The 24,426-nt window shown below is 43.0% G+C and carries 16 protein-coding genes; all 16 read left to right on the top strand.

What is annotated here, in order from left to right:
* Positions 1 to 214 precede the first annotated feature (214 nt).
* The 16 genes from BMW61_RS05380 (at position 215) to BMW61_RS05455 (ending at position 24,426) form a co-directional block, all read left to right on the top strand.
* The gene (locus BMW61_RS05380) at positions 215 to 1,261 is read left to right on the top strand and encodes a LacI family DNA-binding transcriptional regulator (protein ID WP_091820226.1); all 1,047 of its coding nucleotides are present in this window, start codon (positions 215 to 217) and stop codon (positions 1,259 to 1,261) included.
* 18 nt (positions 1,262 to 1,279) lie between these two features.
* A complete protein-coding gene (locus BMW61_RS05385) occupies positions 1,280 to 2,188 on the top strand; it encodes an ABC transporter permease subunit (RefSeq protein ID WP_022761113.1) in 909 nt (302 codons plus the stop codon).
* Positions 2,189 to 2,240: 52 nt separating this feature from the next.
* Positions 2,241 to 3,179: a carbohydrate ABC transporter permease gene (locus BMW61_RS05390; RefSeq protein WP_207650175.1), complete on the top strand. Its 939-nt coding sequence runs from the start codon at positions 2,241 to 2,243 to the stop codon at positions 3,177 to 3,179.
* A 121-nt stretch (positions 3,180 to 3,300) separates the two neighbouring features.
* Positions 3,301 to 5,115: a type 2 periplasmic-binding domain-containing protein gene (locus tag BMW61_RS05395; RefSeq protein ID WP_022761115.1), complete on the top strand. Its 1,815-nt coding sequence runs from the start codon at positions 3,301 to 3,303 to the stop codon at positions 5,113 to 5,115.
* A gap of 261 nt (positions 5,116 to 5,376) precedes the next feature.
* Positions 5,377 to 5,739: a competence type IV pilus major pilin ComGC gene (locus BMW61_RS05400; protein ID WP_022761116.1), complete on the top strand. Its 363-nt coding sequence runs from the start codon at positions 5,377 to 5,379 to the stop codon at positions 5,737 to 5,739.
* Between the two features lie 81 nt (positions 5,740 to 5,820).
* The gene (locus BMW61_RS05405; protein WP_139176218.1) at positions 5,821 to 6,180 is read left to right on the top strand and encodes a hypothetical protein; all 360 of its coding nucleotides are present in this window, start codon (positions 5,821 to 5,823) and stop codon (positions 6,178 to 6,180) included.
* A gap of 33 nt (positions 6,181 to 6,213) precedes the next feature.
* On the top strand, positions 6,214 to 7,938 hold the full coding sequence (locus BMW61_RS05410) for a GspE/PulE family protein (RefSeq protein WP_022761118.1): 1,725 nt from the start codon (positions 6,214 to 6,216) through the stop codon (positions 7,936 to 7,938).
* A 9-nt stretch (positions 7,939 to 7,947) separates the two neighbouring features.
* Positions 7,948 to 9,000: a type IV pilus twitching motility protein PilT gene (locus BMW61_RS05415; RefSeq protein WP_022761119.1), complete on the top strand. Its 1,053-nt coding sequence runs from the start codon at positions 7,948 to 7,950 to the stop codon at positions 8,998 to 9,000.
* 11 nt (positions 9,001 to 9,011) lie between these two features.
* Positions 9,012 to 10,235 carry a type II secretion system F family protein gene (locus BMW61_RS05420; protein WP_022761120.1) on the top strand — a complete coding sequence of 408 codons (1,224 nt, stop codon included), beginning with the start codon at positions 9,012 to 9,014 and terminating at the stop codon, positions 10,233 to 10,235.
* A gap of 4 nt (positions 10,236 to 10,239) precedes the next feature.
* Positions 10,240 to 11,025, top strand: a complete 786-nt coding sequence (locus tag BMW61_RS05425; protein ID WP_081646667.1) for a prepilin peptidase — start codon at positions 10,240 to 10,242, stop codon at positions 11,023 to 11,025.
* Positions 11,026 to 11,037: 12 nt separating this feature from the next.
* Complete coding sequence (gene pilM / locus BMW61_RS05430) at positions 11,038 to 12,606, top strand: pilus assembly protein PilM (RefSeq protein ID WP_022761122.1); 1,569 nt, start codon at positions 11,038 to 11,040, stop codon at positions 12,604 to 12,606.
* A gap of 2 nt (positions 12,607 to 12,608) precedes the next feature.
* Positions 12,609 to 13,205, top strand: coding sequence for a type II secretion system protein M (locus BMW61_RS05435; RefSeq protein WP_091820228.1), 597 nt, complete (start codon positions 12,609 to 12,611; stop codon positions 13,203 to 13,205).
* Positions 13,195 to 13,797: a hypothetical protein gene (locus BMW61_RS05440; protein ID WP_022761124.1), complete on the top strand. Its 603-nt coding sequence runs from the start codon at positions 13,195 to 13,197 to the stop codon at positions 13,795 to 13,797. Before BMW61_RS05435 ends, BMW61_RS05440 begins: the two co-directional genes overlap by 11 nt.
* Positions 13,798 to 13,805: 8 nt before the next feature.
* A complete protein-coding gene (locus tag BMW61_RS05445; protein WP_022761125.1) occupies positions 13,806 to 14,021 on the top strand; it encodes a type II secretion system protein in 216 nt (71 codons plus the stop codon).
* 86 nt (positions 14,022 to 14,107) lie between these two features.
* Positions 14,108 to 14,605, top strand: coding sequence for a hypothetical protein (locus BMW61_RS05450; RefSeq protein ID WP_155831968.1), 498 nt, complete (start codon positions 14,108 to 14,110; stop codon positions 14,603 to 14,605).
* Positions 14,606 to 14,649: 44 nt separating this feature from the next.
* Positions 14,650 to 24,426 carry a SpaA isopeptide-forming pilin-related protein gene (locus BMW61_RS05455; RefSeq protein WP_091820229.1) on the top strand — a complete coding sequence of 3,259 codons (9,777 nt, stop codon included), beginning with the start codon at positions 14,650 to 14,652 and terminating at the stop codon, positions 24,424 to 24,426.

Here is a 24,426-nt window from a genome sequence, read left to right on the forward strand (position 1 = left end):
AAACGTTAAACTTAATTTTTTTCATGTTACGATTAACAGAGCGGATTGTCAATAATATGCACAACAAATTATGAAAAAGAGCAATAATTTTATACATATTACCAAATGTTGTAGTTGACATAAGTTAAAAAAGTTAATAAAATTATCCTGTAGTTAAACGATTTACTTAAAAAGTTTTCGTCAAATAACCCAAACAATATTGACTGGAGCTCAAATGGTAACTCTCAAAGAAGTCGCAGAAATATGCAATGTTTCGGCGGCCACGGTATCAAATGTTATAAACGGTAAAGCGAAGACGAGTGAAGCAACCAGGAAGCGTATCTTACAGGTTATCGAGGAAACAGGTTATAAACCAAACTACATGGCAAAAGGACTCCGGACCAATCGTACGAAAATAATCTCGATTGTTACCGAGGATATAGCACAGTTCACGTCTCCCCCGATAATTGAGAGCATAATGGAACAGTGTGAAAAACATGATTACCATGTATACGTTCATAACCTTCGTCTCTATGACAGATGGCAGGATACCTGGTATGACCAGGATAAAGATTATCATTCTGTTCTGGATCCGGTGTTGCAGGATGTTCTTTCGGCCAGGGCTGAAGGCGTGATTTACCTTGCGGGACATACAAGAATTATCAATTTTTACAACGAAAATTTTAATCTTCCTACAGTCATGTGCTACTCACTGTCGAATTCACCGGCAATCCCGTCGGTGGTTATCGAGGATGAGAAAAGCGCCTATGAAGTAACATCTTACCTTGTAAAGAACGGACATAAGCGCATCGGATTCGTTGGAGGAAGGGCTGAGAATATACACACAGCTCAGAGACTTTTGGGATATCAGAGAGCACTTTTTGAAAACGGCATTCTCTTTGATCCTAATCTTGTGTATTACGGAGATTGGAGCAGAGAGTCGGGGTACGAGGGTGCTAAGACACTTCTTCCTCAGGGAGTGACAGCATTTTTTGGTATTTCAGATAAGATGACCGGTGGAATTTATGATTATCTTATCGAGTGCGGACTTCAGATAGGAAAAGAGATTGCAGTTGCCGGTTTTGATAACGAGAGTATTTCGGAATACTTCTATCCGCCGCTTACAACTACGACACTCCCGCTTGCGGAGATAGGAAGGATAAGCGCAGATTTGCTGATAGATATGCTTGAGAATGATCAGCCTGAAGAATTACCTGCGGAGCCTAAGGTTGTAAGGATACCGTGTTCGATGGAAATAAGAAAATCTGTATGTAGAAGATGATTTGGGTGGAGGTGCAAGTTGACTAAGAAAAAAGCTTATTCATTAAAGTTATTTTTGATGGTGCTGCCGTTTATAGTGCTGGTTATGCTCTTTTGTTATTACCCGCTGTATGGATGGCTCTACGCATTCTATGATTACAAACCGCCGAAGACTTTGGCAAACAGTGCGTTTGTAGGCTTTAAGTGGTTTAAATCTCTTGTAAGCAGTGATGTAAAGATCAAACAGATCATTCAGGTTCTGAAAAATACCTTTGCAATGAGCGGACTTACGCTCGGAACAAGCTGGCTCCCCATGCTGTTCGCAGTATTTCTCAATGAGATCAGGGGCGTGAAGTTCAGAAAGTTTGTACAGACAGTCACAACACTTCCTAACTTTGTCAGCTGGGTTATGGTATATTCCATCGCATTTTCATTATTTAACAGTACAGGTATGATGAATTCCCTTCTTATGAAAATGGGTGTCATCAGTACTCCGATACTTTTCCTTCAGTCATCAGAGCATGTGTGGTTCACGCAGTGGTTATGGCTTACCTGGAAAAACCTGGGCTGGGCGGCAATTATGTACATCGCAGCGATTTCAAGTATTGACGATGAGATGATTCAGGCCGCAAGAGTTGATGGTGCGACCAGAATGCAGATTATCTGGCATATTACAATCCCGAGTCTGTTACCGACATACTTTGTTCTTCTGGTTCTGAACGTTGCAAACTTCCTGAATAACGGAATGGAGCAGTACTACGTATTCCAGAACGCATTTAACAAGGATTACATCCAGGTTCTCGACCTGTACGTGTATAACATGGCAATGGGTAGTGGTGGCTACTCCGTATCGGTTGCAATCAGTATGCTGAAGAGTCTTGTCAGCCTTGTGCTTCTTTTCATAGTTAACAGAGCTTCCAAGACAATTCGCGGCGAGAGCATCCTGTGATCGGAGGTGGAAGATGGCTATCACACATACAATGACAGGATTGGTGAATAAGATGACAGATAAAAAGAAAGAAATTCCTCAGCAGAAGAGTAAGATGCATGTAAGTGCCGGAGACAGAGCGGTAGAGATTGTATGCTACATAATTTTTGCAATAGCTGCATTCCTTTGCCTGTATCCTTTTTACTACATCGTAATCAATACAATAAGTGCGAATGATATAAGTGCGAGAGGTGATGTACTTTTCCTTCCACAGAGCATTCACTTCCACAACTACATATCCGCATTCAGAATTGAAGGACTGCCTCAGGCTTTCAAGATTTCGCTTATGAGAACAGTTCTCGGTACCGGCCTTACTGTTTTTGCTTCTGCTTTTCTGGGATTTATGTTCACCCAGGAAAAAATGTGGGCCAGAAAATTCTGGTACAGATTTGTGGTTGCTACTATGTATTTCAATGCAGGTATCATACCCTGGTACCTTGTTATGAAGCAGATGCACCTTACAAATAACTTCCTCGGATACATCCTTCCCGCGATTGTATCGCCCTTTAATCTGATTCTTACAAAGACCTTTGTTGAGTCGGTTCCGAAGGAACTTCAGGAAGCAGCTGAGATGGATGGCGCAGGAGTGCTCACGGTATTCTTCAGAGTCATTATTCCTGTAATCAAGCCCATTATGGCAACGGTTGCGATTTTCTCTGCAGTAAGTCAGTGGAACGCATTCCAGGATACCCTGCTCCTTATGACAGATACCAAGCTGTATCCTTTGCAGTTTGTGCTCTATCAGTACCTGAATCAGGCGAGCTCACTTGCATCGCTGGCTCAGAGCACATCGAGTACAGCATCACTTGCAGCTGCTGCAGCTACTGCACAGACCACAACCAGTGTGCGTATGACAATTACAGTTATCGTAGTACTTCCGATCATGCTCGTATACCCGATCTTCCAGAAATACTTTGTAAAGGGAATTATGATAGGAGCTGTGAAGGGCTAATGTAATATGCCTTCTCCCTTTGGGAGAAGGTGTCAGCGAAGCTGACGGATGAGGGTTTCGAAAATATCTCCCATGGGGGTATAGATAAAACTTTATGAAAAAAGTGAAGGAGGAAAAAATTATGAAACTGAAAAAACTTTCATCTCTGGCACTTACTGCAATGCTTACAGTAAGTATGCTCGCCGGATGCGGCGGTGGAAGCACAGGCGGTAGCACAGATACCGGCAGTGCAGGCGGCGCAGAGACAAGCACAGAAGCAGGCGGCTCAGACGCTGCTGAGGCTACTGATGCAGGTGAGAGCACAGAGGCAGGCGATACTGCTGAAGCAGCTCCCGCAGCAAACCATGACGAGACCTACACTGTAGACTTCTACAATGTAGCAGCTAACTTCCAGGGTGTTCAGCCCGGATGGTACGGCAAGATCGTTAAGGACAAGTTCAACATGGATCTTAACATCATCGCACCTCAGGTATCAGGTGACGGAGCTGCTCTTTATCAGACAAGATGTGCAGCTGGAGCACTTGGTGATCTCATCATTCTTGATAACGCAGATGCAGCAGAGTGCGTAGAGTCAGGACTTATCCATGACCTTACAGATGCACTTTCAAAGTATCCTAACCTTATGAAGTATGAGAAGCAGATCAAAGACTTCAACTCACAGGTTGGCGACGGATCCAAGATTTATTGTATCCCGCTTGAAATGAACAACAATGGACCTACAGATTACAAGCAGCTTCACGTTTATTCTTACCCTCGTATGGGATGGGATATGTACAACGAAGTTGGTGCTCCCGAGCTTAAGAATCTTGATGACCTTCTTGATTGCTTAAAGAAGATCCAGGATGCTCATCCGACAAACGAGAACGGCGATCCCGCATATGCAATCAGCATGTGGAAGGATTGGGATTCTCAGTACATGGAGAACGTTGCTCAGCTTACAAAGTGGTATGGACAGGAAGTTAACGGTTCCGTACTTATCGGTACAGACAACAGCATAGCTCCTATCACAGATAAGGATGGCGCTTACTACAAGATGCTTAAGTTCTTCTATCAGGCAAATCAGATGGGACTTGTTGATCCTGATTCCGCAACTCAGGACTGGAACTCAATCGTTTCCAAGATGCAGGATAAGAGAGTTTACCTCTACTGGTACAGCTGGCAGTATGGCTTCTGGAACAGCCCTGCAAGAGGCGAAGAGGGAACCAACTATGTTGAGATTCCTGTAGCAGACACAAACCTTTACCAGGCATCTGACACCTACTATGGTGATGGACGTGTTCTCTGCGTAGGTTCTCAGGTTTCTGACGAGAACTTTGACAGACTTATGGAGTTCCTTGACTGGTATGCTTCACCCGAGGGTGTTCAGATCCAGCATGCAGGTACAGAAGGTCTTACTTACACAATCGAAGATGGCAAGTACACACTTACAGAGGATGGTCTTAACAGATTCTCAGCAGAAGTACTCGTTCCCGAGGAAATGGGCGGCGGAAACTGGAACGACGGTAACAACCAGATCAACCAGTGGATCGTAGCATCCTGTGATGTTAACCCTGAGACAGGCGAGCCTTATGCTTCTGATATGTGGTCAACAACAATCGAGATGAACCAGACAAAGACAACCAAGGAGTGGTCAGAGAAGTTTGGCGCAGCTGACGATGTTGAGTATCTCAAGAACAATGGTATGATGACAGTAGTTCCTTCAATCAATATCGCTCTTGCAATCGATACTACAGACATCAGCCTTATCCGTAAGCAGTGCGGCGATGTTATCAAGGATTCTTCCTGGAGAATGGTATTCGCAAAGGATGATGCTGATTTCGATGCACAGTGGGATGAGATGGTCAACCAGCTGACAGGTCTTGGATTTGACGATCTTGTAGCTTTTGATACAGAAAAGTATCAGCCTATGCTCGATGCAAGAAAAGCAGCTCAGTAATACTTCATCAGACATAACTTTTAGAAGAAAAAGTTCCGGCAGCCGGTTAAGCGGCTGCCGGATTTTTTATGCATAAATATACTTATTAAAATTTATGAGAATGAGAATAATTATACTTTTTTGCTAAACAATTTCGAGAATTTATAGGATTTTTAGAAAAATAAGCCCAAGTTTTCTTGAATCGGGGAATGCATAGGCGTAAAATAATTATACTGAAATATTATTTCATTGTTTTATCCACTTATGAGAAGGAGAACTGAAATGATTAGACAGATGAGGGAGAGACTTAGACAGAGAAAGGGATTCACACTAGCTGAACTTCTGATTGTAGTTGCTATTATAGCAGTTCTGGTTGCAATCGCAATTCCTACATTTACCAATCAGCTGGAGAAAGCAAGAGAAGCTACGGATGCAGCGAATATAAGAGCTCTTTATGCAGAGGTCGTCGCTGAGTATCTCGAGACGGGAAATCCTGTAGCTGCAAAAACTATGCCTGTACAGCAGAAAAAAGACGGCTGGCAGTCAGACATTGCATGGCCAAGCGGCATTACTGCTCCCGGCGCGAAGACTTCGGGAAGTTGGTCCGTTTCATGCGGTGCTGATGGTGAAGTGTCTATTAATTAAATTCACATAATCATTTTGAATATAAAGGCATAACATAAGCTTTGTGTTTTTAGGATTTCCATAGATTAAAGGTATTTTTATATGGATATAATTAAAAATCAAAGAGGAATATCGAGAATGGTGGTGCTGGTCGCTGTTATTGCTGTCTGTCTGATAGCAATAATCGTTTTTATAAAGCTCGGCCGTAGTACCGAAAGCGCACTTGAGGATGTGGATGAACAGCTGGTTATTACAGCTGAGCACGAGGCGCGTCTCGAATATATGCAAAATGATCTCATCACACAAGTGGTGTATGATGCGGAAAACAAAACCTTTGTAGATCCGACAATGGCAAAAAGCACAGTAGAGCCATACGGATCCTCAAAAAAGAACAGGGGTAAGTATCTGCTGATAACTATAGGCAATGATGAGACCGTTTCGTCAAAATGGGTAACTCCGTAAACGATGTGAACCGGTTTCTATGTAGGGGGAAACATGCCAAAGAAGAGAATAGGTGACCTGCTTATAGAGCGTGGTCTGATTAACGACAAGGAATTGCAGTTTGCTCTTGATATGCAGAAGCAAACCCATGAAAAGCTTGGCGAAGTCCTTATAAATAACAGAATTGTGTCTCCGGAGGACATGGCAAAAACGCTTGCCGTTCAGCTGGAGGTTGATTATATAGACCTTGCCAAGGTTAATATACCCCAGGAACTTACTAAGCTTGTGCAGAAAAATACTGCCAAGCAAAATCACTTGGTTCCTGTTCGTCAGCAGGGGGATTCACTTTTGGTAGCAATGGATGATCCCCTGAATTTCTATGCGCTTGATGAGGTCAGAAAAGCCTCTAATCTTAAGATTGTTCCGCTTATTGCCACAAATGTGGCGGTGGAGCGTGCAATAAATACGCTGTATGGCAATGAGAATGCGAAACAGGCCATTGCCGATTATAAAAAGGAGCTTGGACTTAATGAATCGGAAAAGGCTGCCGATACCTCGCTCTCCAATTTTGATTTCGTAATAACATCGAATACTATCAGCGGAGATGGTGATAGTGCGCCTACAATAAGGCTGGTTAATTCTATTATAGAGCGTGCCGTTTCTGAGCACGCATCAGATATCCATTTTGAACCAAGAGAACAGGATATGGACGTTCGTATGCGTATCGACGGTGTTCTGAGGGACATTCTTAAGGTTCCGAAGGATATCACTGCTGCAGTAATTGCCCGTATCAAGACAATGTCCGGTATGGATGTTGCAGAGAAGAGAATTCCGCAGGACGGACGTTTTGCGGTAAGTGTTCTCGGTAAGAGTATCGACATGCGTGTATCTACCCTTCCTATCGCCTGGGGTGAAAAAATAGTATGTCGTCTTCTTGATAAATCCAATACCGAAATTGATAAGGAAATGCTGGGACTTCGTGCGGATGACATGGAGAAATACGAAAAGCTCATTCACTACAAGAATGGTGTAATGCTTCTCGTAGGTCCTACCGGTTCAGGTAAGACAACAACCATGTACGCTATGCTCAATGAGCTTAACACCAGGGATGTCAATCTGGTAACGCTTGAGGATCCTATCGAGTATAACCTTGACGGATTGAATCAGGTACAGGTTAATACAAAGACGAACATGACTTTCGCAAACGGTCTTAGAGCGATTCTCCGTCAGGACCCGGATATCGTATCAGTAGGTGAGATACGTGACGGAGAGACAGCAGAGATATGCCTTAGAGCAGCGCTTACCGGACGTTTTGTTATGAGTACAATTCACACCAATGACGCAATTGGTGCAATTGACAGACTTGAGGATATTGGTGTAGAACCTTATCTTATTTCAGCAACACTTCGAGGTGTAATCTCGCAGAGACTTGTCAGGAGAGTATGTCCCTACTGCGCAGAGGAATACGAACCCCAGCAGGATGAGATTGACAAGCTCGGAATAAAGATTCAGCCCGGAACAAAGTTTAAATTCGGAAGAGGTTGTCAGCACTGCTTCAATACCGGCTATTCGGGACGAATTGCCATATTTGAAATCATGATGGTAACCCCCGAAATCAGAGACCTGATCTATAAAAAGGCAGGACGCTCTGCCATTGAACAGGAACTTAAGAAGGAAGGCAGTGATTTCGTATCACTTAAGGAGGCCGGCATTAAGCTGGTGCTCGAGGGCGTAACCACAGCCTATGAAGTTATGAGAGTGACTAATGAAAGCGATTGAGGATTTAATATGAGAAGTATTGATGAATTAGTAGCAAAAGCTAAAGCCGAAGGTGCATCCGATATTCATATTATCTGTGGCCTTCCGCCAAAGTACAGAAAAAGCGGTGACCTCGAAAACATGGAGGATATGCCCGTAACTAAGGAAGAATGTATCAGTCTCGCCAAGCAGCTTGCAAAGACGGATGAAGCTTTTAACGAACTGATGGAGACCGGTGAGCTTGATGCAGCGGATACTTTTGCTGACAGCAGATGCAGACTTCATTTGTTCAAGCAACAGGGAGTTCCTTCACTGGCGCTTAGAATTCTGGCTGAACGTATTCCGGAGCTATCCACATTGGGACTTCCCATAGGCGTTCTTGATCTGCCAAAGCTCCATAAAGGAATAGTGCTTGTAACCGGTGAGACCGGATCCGGTAAATCAACAACACTTGCAGCTATATTGGACAACATCAATCATCATTACAAACGACACATCGTAACTCTGGAAGATCCTGTAGAGTACATGTATACACCTGATCTTTGCGCAATCAATCAGCGCGAAGTCGGAAAAGATACACAGAGCTTTGCGATGGGACTTAGAGCTTCCCTTCGTGAAGACCCCAACGTAATTCTTATCGGTGAGATGCGTGACAGGGATACCATCGAGACTGCTATTACAGCAGCTGAGACCGGACATCTTGTATTCGGAACACTTCATACAGGAAGTGCGGCAGATTCTATAGACAGAATGGTGCAGGTATTCCCGGAAGCAGCGCAGCAGCAGATCAGATTGCAGTTATCAATGGTTCTTCAGGCAGTACTTACCCAGCAGCTCATTCAGAAAAAAGATGGCGGAAGGGCACTGGCTGCAGAATATATGATAGTAACGGATGCGATAAGGAATCTTATCAGAACCGGAAATACACCGCAGATTGCCAATGCTGTAGCAACAAGTGCGGAAATCGGCGGACAGACTATGGATCAGTCCATAGTAATGCTTGTAAGAAATGGACTTATATCCAGAGAGAATGCTTTGCATTATGCAGTTAACAAGGATTTTGTAAGTAGGAACATGATGTAACAGGGGGACTCATGAACAGCTACAAATACACAGCGCTCTCTACTTCAGGCGAAAAGGTCACTGGAATGCTCGAAGCCATAGACCAGCTTGAAGCAACAGCCAAGATCAGACAACAGTATAAAGCGGTGCTTTCCGTAAAAGAGGTTCAGGGGAGCAGTCTTAAAATGCCTGCTTTTCTAAATGCGGACATAGGTGGGTCAAAAATCGACCCTAAAGCATTCACCCTGATGTGCAGTCAGTTTGCCACAATCCTTACTGCGGGAATTCCGATTGCCAGAGCGGTAAAGCTTATCGGCGATAAGACCACGAACAAATTCCTGAAAAGACTTCTTATGAATGTTTTTGAGGATGTGGAGGCCGGACGTGCGTTGTCATCCTCTTTCGATGATCACGGAGAGGGAGCACTTCCTCCGACATTCTGCGAAACAATCAAGGCAGGTGAGGAAGCCGGAGATCTGGCAGGAGCTTTTGAGTCGATTTTTAAACATTTCGATAAGCAGACAAAGATGGGGGCTAAGGTTAGAAGTGCTATGACTTATCCCATGTTTGTGCTCCTGGTTGCGATTGTAGTTGTAATAATCCTCATGGTAAAGGTTGTTCCGACATTTACGGCAATCTTTGATGAGATAGGGGGACAGCTCCCTCTTCCGACCAGAATGCTGATCGGAATATCCAATTTTTTCAGCAGGAATATTCTTATTATTGCTGCAATTATCGGCATAATCATAGTTGGCTATGTTATGTATAAAAAGACTCCGGCAGGTGCGATGAATATTTCAAAGCTCCAGCTAAAGCTTCCGGTTTTCGGAAATATAGCAGAGCTGAACGCAGCAAGCCTGTTTGCCAATACAATGGCTACCATGATCGGATCCGGACTTCCGATGACAAAGGCAGTCAGTATTACTTCAAGGGTTATGACCAATGAAGTATATAAGGAAAAAGTTGCCGGAATGGTTTCGAAGATAGAAGAGGGACGAACCGTTGTCGATTCGATGAGAGAGACGCAGGTAATGCCAGATATTCTGACTGACATGGTGGGAGTCGGTGAAGAGACCGGAGAGATGAAGCACACCATGGACATCGTTGCTGCCTATTACGACAGTGAACTTGAACAGGCAGTTACAAAAGCCATAGCAATGCTTGAACCGGCGCTTTTGATATTTATAGCAATTGTTGCAGGCTTTATTGTAATTGCAATTTATTTGGCGATGTTCAGCATGTATCAGGGGATGTAAAAAAGTGGAACTTTACTACACAATATGCGTAGCCTTATTTGGGCTGTTGTTTGGTTCCTTCCTAAACTGCATGGCCATGCGCATAGTCAGGAATGAAGATTTTGTGACAGGCAGAAGTCATTGCATGAGCTGTTACCATCAGCTCGAAGCCATAGATCTCATTCCGGTATTCAGCTATGTGATAAGCGGTGGTAAATGCAGATACTGCAAACAGAAGATATCGATCAGATATCCCCTGACCGAGATGGCCTTTATGGTACTGTCGGTGGTCCTGTACATTTTTATGAAGAGGGATCCCGTACTATTTGCCGAAAGCTGGATATTGGTGGGTCTGCTTTTTGCAATGGCGATCACTGATATAGAATCTCTGGAAATACCGAATTTACTGATTCTTTCGGCAGCTGTAAGCTGGGTAATCTTTTCCGTGATAAAAATTATTACCGGAAGAATCGATTTATATACGCTTGGAATAAGGATTCTTACGGGACTTATTTTCGGAGCTTTGATGCTCATAATGAGCATCCTTGTAGATAAGCTTATTGGACGGGAAAGTCTTGGAGGCGGTGACATTAAATTATTTGCACTCCTCGGGTTATATATGGGACCTGTCCGTTCATATGAACTGCTTATATTATCCTGTGTTTTGGGAATAGTTTTTGCACTGATAAGAAAGAAGCTAATGCCAGGTTCCTCAAAGGAGTTTCCGCTGGGGCCGGCGATAGCAGTAGCAGCATACATTGTTTTGTTATTCGGAGACTTAGTAGCAGCCTGGTATTTTAAACTAATATGAGAGGGTAAAAAAATGCCAAAGAATGACGGAGTATTGGGAATAAGTGTAACACACGGTAGACTTGCTCTGACGCTTATGAAGGGCGGAATAGTACGTAAATCGGAGTGGGAAGAGATACCTGACAATATTGTTGAAGGTACTAAAATAATTTCCCAGAATCTCTTTGCGGATTTTTTGAGAGAGCAGATAAAGGAAAAAGGCATTAAGTGCAAAACGGCTGCTTATGTAATTCCGGATTCCGATATTTTTGTAAAAAATATCACGATGCCGAAGATTGCAGATGATCAGCTGAGATTCAACGTGCCTTTTGAGTTCAAGGACCTCATACAGGGAGAACTCAATCAGTACGTGTTTGATTATGTAAAAAGAGAAAGCGCCAGCAATGATGAAAACACCATAAATTTGCTTGCTTATGCGGTCCCGGTTAATTCGCTTGCAAATATACGTGAAACCCTTAAACAGGCGGGACTTAAACTTGTTAAGGCACTTCCCGAAACCTCTGTATATGAAGCACTGATCGGTGCCCTTGGAAATGAAGAAGAGATTAAAAAAGAGCGCTGCTTCATGGATATAGGAAGAAGAGCTATACGAATGATGATATTCAAAAACGGAGAGTTTAAGCTTTCGCACTTCATAGATGTCGGTGAAGATCAGGTTATCCGCGCAATTGCCGATGAGTTGAACGTGGATACCCATCTTGCGATAACCTACTTAAGAAGTCGGTATCAGGATTGCGACAAGCTTCCATCAGCAGTAAATGCATACAAGGATATTTCGATTGAAATTCTTAAGGGACTGAATTTCTATGAAATGTCCGATATGACTTCGAGACTTAAGGATATTGTCCTTTGCGGAACGGGAGCAATGACAGAGCCGCTTGTGGAAATGCTCAAGGAGCGACTCGATAAAACCGTTGTTACAATGGATGAGCTTTATCCCAATTACAATAAAGAGAAAGAAATCAATGTTACTTACGGGTCAGTCGGAGTGCTTCTAAGTGATGCATTAGGAGTTGCCACAAACAGCAATCTGGCATCTGCGGGACAGAAAAAGAAGACAAATCTCAAGGCTGTTTTCGGGACAATTGCAGCAATCTTAGTGGCAGCTTTGCTCATAGGAAAATTCGGTTTTGTTGACAGACTTAATACTCTCGCAAATGAGAGGGAGAGAGCAAACGAACTACAGCAGCAGATTAATGAGCAGAGCAAATTTATCAAGGAGTCGGAGCAACTGACACAGGAGTACTATCATTACAGCTGGGATCAGATGAGTGATGAGGAAAAGAGCAGGGTCAGCAGAGTCGACACACTTAAGCTTATAGACCTGATAGGCAGTCAGGGAATGAAGGTTAAGTTCATGGATCTCTCGTCAGAGACACTTACGATTGATCTCTTAGCAAATGATTTGGACAGTGTAAGCAAACTTACGACAGTTATGGAAGAAGAGGATATAGTTGAGAGCTGTTCTGTAGTATCTGCGAAGACACTGACTGAAGAAACGGATGGAGTTAAAACAGATGCCGGTGTGACGGCACAGATAAAGGTGCATCTTACAAAAGGATCTTCTGAAGAGGAGAATTGAAAGTGAACATACTTAATAAAGACTTCACCAAAAATGAAAAGACGCTTCTTGTGATACTTGTACTGGTAATTGTGGGAGCGTTGTATTACCTGTTTGTATTCACTCCTATCGAGAATGGAATCCATTCCGCCAGGGTTGAACAGCAGGCTCTTGAAACCGAGCTCGTAGCTACCAAGGCAAGAGTCGAAAAGATAAAAGCCATGGCAGAAGAATATGATGCGGGCGGCGGAGCTTTGACAGGTTATATGCCAAGCTATAATGCAGGCAAGTCGGAAATTGATTTTCTGCATAAGATTCTTGGCAATACAACAGATTACTCTGTGAATTTCACTAATCTTACCAGGGAAGGCGATCTCATCAGAAGAGAGTTCGTCATGAAGTTTACAGCAAGAAATTATGCGCAGGCACAGGAAGTAGTTAAGGCTCTTGAAGAGAGCGAGATAAGATGCCTTGTGGGAGGCATTGTTGTATCACCTGTGGAAAGAGAACTTACGGTTCAGGATCAGGATGTGGATGTCAACCTGACAGGAACTTTCTATGAGACGTTGCAGGGCGGTACTCCCGACAAGGAGTTGCCGGAGGATGCTAATGACAACTAACAGGAAGATCCGCGAAAAACTAAATACACGCGGTGCTTCGATGATAATCGCACTGTTAATTTTTATTATTGTTACGTTTGTATCGATCGCGATTGTAAATGCGTCAATTCTTAATGCAAAACGAACCGACGCCGAAAGGTATGAGGAAAAGGCCTATCTTGCTACAACTCAGGCGATAGCGCTTGTTCAGGGCTGCATGAAGGAAGACGCGGCTTATACAAAAAAAGAGGGAAAAGATTCAGAACTGACCGGACTCGAAGGAAGCTTCGGGGATGCTGTTAAACAGATGGCGGACAGCATAACCGGTGGAAGTGATTCAGTTACAAGAAATATAAGCTTTTCATATTCAGGTCTTGATGATATGGGAAGCCTTTCCGGACAGATGACCATGGATGATTCCTACACCATAACAGTGGATGTATGGGTGGATTCCGATAAAGCGGACTATCCGCTTACACTTACAATTCCGGGATCGGCTCAGACTGTGAAACAGGAAATACCGGGTAGAAAGAATAAGGGAAAGACCAAGAGAATAACCTACGTATCCTGGTCGAAGGATGGTATGTATGTAACCGGTACGGATAATGGTTGAGGTTAAAGATGTTCCTAAAACTAAGAAAAAGGATTAAGTCAAAAAGCGGTGAAACGCTTATAGAAACGCTGTTTGCACTTCTTATAGGAGTGCTGGCACTTATAATGCTGCCGGGTGCAATTGTGGCTGCAACCAGGGCAAATAAGGAGTCTGCAGAGAATTCGGTATATACTGAAGGTAATAGTAACAATGTGGTTACAGTAACAGGTTTTAGTATAGACTAGCCAAACACACTATGAAGACTGTACAATTAAAGTTAAGACAACTTTACAGAAAAAGGATAAAAGGGAGCAGTGGCGGATTTTCTATTTTGGAAATGCTCCTTGCCATTATTATTCTGCTCCTGGCTACGCAGCTTGTGGCTGAATCCATAAGTCTTGCAAGTAAGCATTATATTCAAAGCACCAACAGATCCAAGGCTCAGATGATAGTTTCTACGCTGGCAGATTTTGTAAGATCCGAACTGACAGTAGCAAGTGATGTCATTGTTGAGGGCGGGGAAGTCTCTTTTATTGACGGAAGCGCACGCCTGGGCGGCAGATGCACACTGGGACTTGAAGGTACAACGTTATGCCTGAAAAATGCAAAAACCGGAAAGAACTATTATCCGATAGTTGGAAGCCAAGGCGGAACGCCTTTTGAATATGCGAACGGATTGTATGTAAGCAGTTTTAACATAGATTACAGTGAAGGTAGCGAAGAAGCAGGGACATTCAGCTATTCGATAGCAGTATCCGATAAAACGGGGAAAGAACTTGCGACAGGAAGATACACGGTAAAAGGTAATATTTTTACAATAGAAAATTAAGTCTGAAAGGATAAAAAATATAACGATCGGGGAGTTAGTTGTTTATGAAAAAAGTTGGGTCAACTAGAAATATTTTACGTGGAAGAAACAAATCAAAAGGATTCACAGTTGCAGAGTTGCTGATAGTAGTTGCTATTCTGCTTGCGCTTGTTGCATTTGGCGTTGTGGCCGGGATCAGGATTATAAGAAATATGAGACAGTCTCACCTTGATAAAAGAGCTGAGGCTGTTTATTATGCCGCTGAGAGCCGGATGATGGAACTGTTCGTAACAGAGAATAAGACGGAAGTCACCGAGAATGATGATGGTGAGGAAGTAACAAAAGCAGTTGTTGAGACCCTTTACAGTGCAAGAAGGTTCACAAATGAAGATGGAACCTTTGCATATATTACTTCCGACGAAGACAGTGCAGCCAAGGCGCTTTTCACAAATGACAGAACACTGGAAGTTGAGCTTGGCTCTGATTACTGGATAATTGAGTATGACCCCGTAAGCCTTGATATTTATGCGGTTATTCTGAGTGAAAATCTCGAAAAGGCAGGAACAGATCTTGCTTCCCTGACCTGTCAGAGTGCAAGCGCGCCGTTGCGCGGAACACCCGAGGACAGAATAGCTGCTTACAATTCATATGTAGGCTACTACTCCGAAGGTGCTAACAACGGAGCCGGAGCAGCGGCGAAGAGCGGCCTCAGGGTAGGAGCATGGATCCTTAACAGACGAGAGCTTCTCGGAGTTATAAAGATATCCGCTGATGAGAAGACAAGAAGAGCGATAGAGAATCTCTCATTTAAAGTATCACTTAGCGGTGAAAAGAGTGAGAGTGAAGATATAGATATCTCTGCAAACGAGATTTTCTGGCAGAACTATGCCCAGGATGAGGACAGCAACTTCCTGGAGACTGACGGTAAGACAGGAATTGTTATTACAACTTCCGATATAAGAACCACTATCCCGGCAACCTGCTTTGGTGCAGCTACTGATAATAATGGAAGATATGCCCTTATAGGATATGTAAAACTTGATTCCCTTGATAAAAAGCTCCAGTTCAAGGATATCAAGGCAGGTGGAACAGGCGGAAAGCTTGGATCAAGCATTACACCCGGTGACGATATCACTCTGTCCGTAAAGGTTTGGGATTCCGGAGACGGCAGTGCAAAATATTCGGAAAACGTGAGAGGAGCCAGTGCTATATCAGCGCCGGAGAACAGCCTCTTTGCTGATTTTGATGTCAAAAACGGAATCTCTGTAGCAGAAATTGTATACCCCCGCCATCTTCAGAACCTTGACTATGAGTTCTCACATGTTAAGGCAAATATGGCAGCAGGTGAGGGAACAGGCGGAGAAATAGCAGCAGTCCTTCTTGAGGATATTGAGTGGGATGAAGAGGAAAATCTCTCTAAAGACAAGGTTAGGAACTTTACTCCGATTAACAATGAAGAGCTGGTATCCTTTAACGGTCTCAGATTCGATGACCCGGAGGAAGCAGTTCCTCTTGGTGATGCAAACAGCATCAAGGCCGAAGATCCCGAGAAGGAAAATGGCCAGGTAGAGAATGAAGAAAGCAAATATCATTTTATTAAGGGACTTCGAATAGATACTTCCGATTCGTCCTATGCTCTTATAGGGAGCAACAGGAATATCGGTCTTTTCGGTGTGCAGCCGCATCTGACTGTAGCCAATCTCATTTTGACTGATTTTGACATTAAAAACACTGTTGGAAATCAGGCTACCGGTATGCTTGCCGGCAAGCTTGAAAATTCCACCGTAAAAAATATTTTTGTATATAACACTTTCTCGGATGCTGTAGCAAAGAAGGTTACAGGTACCGGCAGTACCGCAGGACTTGTGGGTGAAATGACCGGCACCTCGGTTGACGGCTGCGTCATTAAGAATATTGTTGTTGATTCTGCAGGAAATGCAGGAGCACTTGCAGGAAAAGTATCCGGCGGCGGAGAAATCAGAAATGTACTTGCCTATAACGGAGAATTGAGTACTACAGGCGGAGACTCTGCCCGTGCAACCACAGCAGGATTTGATGATTCGACGTATGAGATTACGGGAAGTCAGAACGTCGGTGGTCTTATCGGTGAGATGGAAGGCGGTACTTTGATCGGATGCTCAGCTGCACTTTATGTAAGAGCAGCATCAGGAAATACCGGCGGACTTATCGGTAAAGCAGGATCCGGCGCATCCATCAATATGTGTCAGTCCGGTGGACATACCATTACAGACAGTAACGGACAGGCAGGAAAATATGATAAGAGCACGGCAGCAAATACCAGAGGAAGAGTTAATGTAATAGGAGCATCTTCCGCAGGTGGTTTTGTCGGTACATCAAGCGGAGCTACAATACAGAACAGTTATACAACCTGTTCTGTATCAGCAGCTACTGTAGGTGGATTTGCAGGCAGTGCTGACGGCGGAAACATAGCAAATTGTTATGCGGCTTGTCAGGTATTCTTTGAAAATGAAGGAACCGCAGGCGGCTTTATCGGAAGTGGCGGTGGTGGAGCTGTTTCCAATCACTATTTTGAAATAATAAATCCTACTACAGACGGAAAATATCTCAAGGGTATAGGCGGAACAGAGAAGGATGACAAGGATAAGACAAAAGCAATAGATGACGAGATTCTTGACGACAGTGCAAACGGTGAGTATGAATACAACAAATTCATGATACCCCGTTCTGACCTGACGATAGCAAGAGGTGAGAAGACTCACAGATATGAGATGGAACTTCAGCCTGCAATTTACACAATGAAGTTTACGTCCCAGCTCAGTAACATTACATCCAATGAACTTTTCTATACAGACAGTCATTACGGAGACTGGCCTATAGTTGAGCAGCTTGTTATAAATTCAGGAACCAGTATAGCAGAGCGTCCTAAGGGACATATTGATCCCTTTGCAAAGATAAAGGCAATGGCAAGCGATATCAGTAATAGCAATCTGATAAGAACTCTTGCCGAGGCTGTGATTACCGAACCTATTCCTGAAACGGAGAAGGAAGAAACAACACAGGAAAGTACCGAACAGAACACAGCTGAACAGAACACAGCTGAACAGAACACAGCTGAGCAGAACACAGCCGGCGGAACAGAATCTACTGAAGAAGCAGCTCCTTCAAACGAGGAAGCTGCCGAGACACCTGAGGAGAGCGGCTCTACCGAAGCTTCAGTAGAAGAGAATGAAGCGGCACCGGCCGAGGCTGAAAGTACGCAGTCAGAAAGCGCAGAAAACACAGAGGAACAGGCGCCCGCAGAAGAAAACGGAAGCAGCGAAAATGCAGGTGAAGCAGAAGCAGCAGAGGCAGTTACTCCCGAGGAGAATCCGGCTGCTGAGGAGAACGCTCAAAGTACAGAGGAGATGGCTGTAAATCCTGAAGAAGTTGTCAGTGATATTATTCCTGATAATACAGAGAAATCGGACCCCAATGCTGAAGAGGCACTGACGAATTCCGGAGAAATCAAAACGGAAATAGAAGAGGAAGAAGACGAAAGCGTTGAAGGCGTTCTTGTTAATGAGGATAAGGGAATCAGTATCTCATTCGGAAAGGATGCAAAGATTCCTGAAGGCGCTGAACTTGAGGTTATAGATATCGCGGAGGATAGCGAGGATTACGACTATGCTCAGCTTGTTAATGATGCGACAGAGGCGATGGAAATTACGACTGAAGATGTCGCAAGCGTGCGAGCACTGGATATCGCAATTGTAAAGGACGGCGAGGAGATTCAGCCTCAGGCACCTGTAACCCTGGAGATTAAAACAGAGCAGCTTTATCAGAATAATGAGCTGTTTGTGGATGACCAGATAACAGCGGTTCACATGACTGACGATGAGCCTGAGCTTATTGAAACCACGGTGACAAATGAGGCTATCGAGGAAGGAATAGTGTCCGATAACCCGGCCTCCAACGACGCGGCAGATTCGCTCAGTTTTGAGACTGACGGATTCTCTGTCTATGTTATCGTACAGCCGATTCAGCAGAAGAAAGTCTATACCACAGATGACAATGTTTACACAATCACTGTGGACTATGATAATGCATCCGGAATTCCTGCGAATGCAGAACTTGTGGTGTCTGAAGTTAAAAGTGATACAGAAGAATATGCAGGATATGTGGAGGAGAGTGCGCAGGCAGCAGAAGCCGGCAGTGAGCTCATAAAGCTTGCAAGAGTATTTGATATCTCCTTTGTGGATCCGGAGAGCGGAGATACATATCAGCCCAGCAAGGATGTCAAAGTTTCAATCCAGCTGATGCAGGATGAGGTTTGCCGGGAAAATGAAGAAATAAGAATCGTTCACTTTGGTGATGAGACCAAGGTTGTAGATTCAAGTGTAAATGAAAATGTTATTGAGTTTAATACCGATGGTTTCTCAGTCTATACAATGGTTGAAATAGAGTGGGATGCTTTCGATGCTTCGCTTGCAAATAAGAAGTACTACATTTCATTTTATGACGGAGCAAATACACAGTTCCTTTCACGTACCGGAACTACTCTGACCAGCGATACAAATAAAGATAATGTAACTCCATGGGAATTTACAACTTATGCAGATGGGTATCACATTCATTATGGTGATAACTATATCGGAGTAGTTGGCACAGCGTGGGGCATTACAGATAAGAGCGGTGCAACTGTATTTACAGCAAGTGATATGGGCAATTGCCACTGGATTTGCAAGGCAAACAGCACAGATGCCCAGAAATATATTGGTTATACAGCAGCAACAAGCGATTTTAATACTATAACCGGCTATACTTCTCTTGGTGGAAGAAATGACCTTCTTCTTAATGAGGCAGAAGATGTTTCCGATTCCGGTATAAATGGTGACGCATATTTCATAAGAGATTCAAGCGGAAGTAACTACCTTAAGATTGACGGAACATCTCTTGGAAGTACTGCGACCGCTTCTGATGCCACAAGTTGGGAGTTCTTATTTGTAAGAAACGGATATAAAATCCGTAAGGATACAAACTATATCGGAAAGGATCCGGCTGATCCAAATAAGTGGATTATAACCACTAACAGTGACGATGCTGCCGTATTTACTGCATGTGATATGGGAACATATCATTATGTTGCAGAAATCACAGGAGACTTCTTGGGATATAATGCCACCGACGGATTTGCAAGACGATATACGGGTGGTGTTATTGCGGATAATCAGCTGATTGTATCGGAAACAGCTGACGGAGCAGACTTCATAGATAAGACATATGATGGAAAGACGTATTATATCTCAAGAGGTGAAAAGTACTTAGATACAACTACAAACGGAACAGATAATCCTTTTGCGGCAGCACCGTGGACATTTACATTTAATGACGCTAAGGGTGGATACCTTATCCATCAGGGAAGCAATTACCTTACAGGTACGACAGCTGCACTGGGAATAACTACAACGGAAGCATCAGCTGATGCGTTTGTAGTAGGTGATATGGGAACATATCACATTATTGGTAATGCGCAGACCGCTACCAACTTTATGGGATATTCAAGTAGTTCATTCAACATGACGGAGACTGGTGCGACTTCGACTAATGCCCAGCTGATACTGTCAACGAATGTTATTGACAACGTTGATAAGGCATTGGATGGAAAGGAATTCTATGTAATTACTTATGATGGATGGTATTTAACCAATTATAACGGAGGAACTAATGAAAAGCGATATCAGCAATCAGTTCCTAATTATAAGTCATATGTTTCAAGATGGACATTTACTTCTTCCGGTAGTGGATATTATATACATAATGGAAATAAGTATTTTGCTGTGAATGCTGATAAAACACTAAGTATTGTGAATGATACGACAGCAGCATCAACTTTTATTGTTAGTGATATGGGGTCTTATCATTTGATTAAGGATACTAACAATAATTATCTTGGACATAATATTTTACAGGCAGCGGCAGTAAACAAAGCGTCTATTAATGCCAGTGCAGCATTTGACTCTCAAGAGGCTAGATTTTTGCTGGTAGATGATATCAGCTTAAATGGTGATTTTATTATCTTCACCAAAAGAGAGACTGGTAACGAGTTTTATAGAGCTTTGCTTGGAGAAGTATCTCCGTATAAAGCTGGTGCACTTAAAGGAATAAATATATCAGATCCGCCATTTAAGCAAACAACATCTACAGCAACAACTATCAATGATCCAAATGAGGTGCTTACGGTTTGGCATTTTGAGAAAGTTGAAGGGCAGTTACTGCAACATTATATTTCCTGTAACGTAGGTGGAAGTACAAAATATCTTTCAATTAAGAACGGTAATGTTTCTTTATCAGACGCACCGGAAGCTTTAGTAATGGCACCTCGACTGGTGATTGGTACAGAGGGACTTCCGACTACGAGAACCTATAGAATACTAAGTACAACCATTACGGATCAGTGTCTGAGATTTAATGCAAGTAATAGAGACAAGCCATATTATGAAACAAGTACAAGTATTGAAGATATTCTTTCGTGGCATTATATTTCTTCCGCGCAACCTATGAAAACAGTTCACTACATTTATAACCAGGATCCCGGGGATAAAGGAACTGCGGACAAGTTGCCGCCTGTTGAGACAATTGTGTTCCAGGGAGACAGTATTGTATTAAAGGAGCCCAAGGTTACTAAGTATATCTCCAAGGGCGAGAAGTATACCCATGCGTATATCTTCAAGGGCTGGAGAGATACCGCAACCGGAACAATATATAATCCGGGCGATACAGTTGATATTTCCGCAAGGACGGAAAATGTCTTCGATTTCGAGGCGTTATGGGAGTATGATCCCGATACCGTAATCGTTGAATATGTGATTCCGCATGCCCAGACTAACTATGGATATCTGATTGATGCTAACGGTAACAGAATTAATGAGTTGCCTATGGCTGCAGTTGATGATAGCGGCAATGCAATCCCTGATAATACTGAGATGATTATCGGTGAAGCGGAAACTCATAACTATAAAGTTCGTGATATAAGAAATACCACTGAGAGTGATTCCAGATTATATCACATGTATCAAAGGCTGAAGACCGCTGGTAATGATAATTATCGCACGTATGAGTTTAAATATTGGCAGGCAGATAACGGCGATATTATAAAGCCCGGAGATACAATCAGTCTTGAAAAATATATGAATGATGAAGGCGTAGTCACACTTACCGCGCAGTGGGTATATGAGTTCCAGAATGGAACAATGGCTAATGTCAGCTTCTCAATCATAAGGATTGCGGATGTTCCGGATAATACATATACTGACGCGGACGAACTTGTTGCTATCAGTGAGGAACTGAATCAGTATGCTGTTCATGTGGGCGGAACCATTATGCATGGTGTAAATCCCGATGGAAGCATTCAGTATCCGGATGAGTTCAAATCACCTACTAATCCAAACGTGAAATATTGGATGATTGCACCGTATTCAGACAGGGATCTGTCGACAGAGAGAGAGGTATTAAAGACCGATAATGCCATCAGATATGAACTATATGGTGATGGATATACGGATGACGGATACATGGAGAATAAGTTCCATCAACTTGCGCCGAGATTGTCTTCGGATGTAAGAGGAACCAATAACTACGATCCAAATCCGACTACCTTAAGAAATAATGAGATACATAAATGGTCGGTTCCATATCTGCCATCGGATGAGAAAGCACTTAGTATTCTTAGAAATAAACAGCAAAAAATATATCTGAGTAAGGCAGATGCTGATGCTGACAACTACATACCATTTGATGAGCTCACACCTGATAACTACACGCTTCGCTGGTATTTTGTTAAGTATCAGTCCAGTGATGAGATTGGATTCCATATCGATGGAAAGCTGACCAAAAAAGAGAGCTATATTACCATAACAAAAACCTTCAAAGAGCCGGCAACTATTAATGCTATAGAAGGTATCATGGATAATGCCAAGAATAGCTACGATAATAATGATAGCCTGAAAACAATAGGTCAAAAGCTTACAAATGATAATAATAAGTGCTTCTATATCAGACTTGATGACAATCAAAATAAAAATCATGTTGTTAAGCTTGCCTTGTACGACAGAACCAGGAAAGATGATACGGGCAAAGATGTGGCCAGGGTGTCTGAAGGAGAACTTGGAGCTTATTCGAATATATTCGGTTATATCAGGCGAAACGACTCCACTGATGCTGATGGCAATAAGCTGGTAAAACTCACCTGGGTAGTAGCTTTCGATGAGTATGAGAAGGATCACACCTTTACATTAACAGAGAAGAATTACAACTTCACTGATGAAGTAAAGAAGGTAAGCTATGGAATTAAGCTTCAGCACAACAAGACCGGAACAGGTAATGCTGATGATGAGAAGCTTAAGGACTGGGATCCTGAAACAGATACCATCTCGACATCGCCGCATACACCTGATGTTGAATTTAATCCGGAAACAAGCGTAGCGAACAATCTGTTCAACACTTATGCACCGGGCTCGATACTAAGCATCAAGAAGGTCGACGGAAACCAAAAGAACGATGATGGCTCTGAAAAGACAATGGCTAATGTTGAGTTCAGGGTATTTGAAGTTGACGGAGATGGTAAGGAGGACCAGCTAAAACTTTATAAGCTTGATGATGGAAAGTATACGATTTTCTTTGAGAATGATGCTACAGTGGTTAACGAGGCTAAGACAGACAAGGACGGCTTGCTTGATATCACCATGGCAGCTTCCGCTAAGGAAAATAAAGTTAAAACTTATGTCATCAAGGAGACAATTCCTGAAGGCTATGTAGGTTACCAGGATTACGTAAATCCGCCGCAGTTCAAGATCACAATTGACGATAACAGCAAGATTACTTTGAAGAAGGATGATGTCAAGGTTAAGCCTGCTTACGGAAAGATTGAACCTTGCGATAAGGACTGGAAGCGTGTTGACTATGAAAACGATAAGGTCATCACAAATTACATCAAGGTTATCAACGGTGGAACCGAAGAGGTATTCTTCAAGAAGATCGACGGAGACGGAAAGGTAATAGCCGGAGCAAAATTCAAGATTTATGATACTGCCAAGACCGGTGATAATAATACGTTTGCCGATGTACTTGCCGGCAACGGAAAAGCCTACGAGAATATTACAATCAAGGATGGAGATAAGGATGTAACAACCGATGAAGTTGTATCAATCGGTGAAGCTATACCAACTTCCACCGAGGACAAGAAGGCTAATGTAATATTCAGTGTTCCTGTAGGTACTTACTACATGGTTGAGACAGCAGCGCCTAAGGACTACGAGGCAGATTACTATCTTGATAAGGATATGCCGAAGGGTGCAGATCCCGACCTGAAGGAAGGTGAGAAGTACAAGTATCATGACAAGTATGTATACAGAATTACAGTAGGTAATGATAATGTTAAACTTCTTAAGGGATATGAGAATTCCGAGGAGACTTTCGTTATCCAGAGGATGATCGATGAAGACACTGCAGACACTACTTTGGATGTTGCAAAGTACGGAATAATCAACATCAACCTGAAGAGAGGAAAGCTTCTTCTTAAGAAAGTTGATGGTGAGCAGTATCCTCTAAGTGGTAAAGAGTTTGAGATACTTAGACCCGATAAGACCGTGATAGCGTCGAGTCTTGAGGAACTTAAGAAATATCAGTCAGGCAACGGAGCGCTCGGAACGATGCAGAAGCGCAAATCGGGAGATGGCGGTGCATTCTATATCGGTAAGCTCAGTCTCGGAACCTATTACCTGCATGAGATCAGTCCTGAAAAATGGTACAAGATTGAGGTAACAGAAGTAGATGGATATGTAAAGCCGATTATTACAGATACAACAAATCCATTTACTGAATAA

The organism is Butyrivibrio sp. ob235 (assembly GCF_900109475.1).
Lineage (GTDB): Bacteria > Bacillota > Clostridia > Lachnospirales > Lachnospiraceae > Butyrivibrio.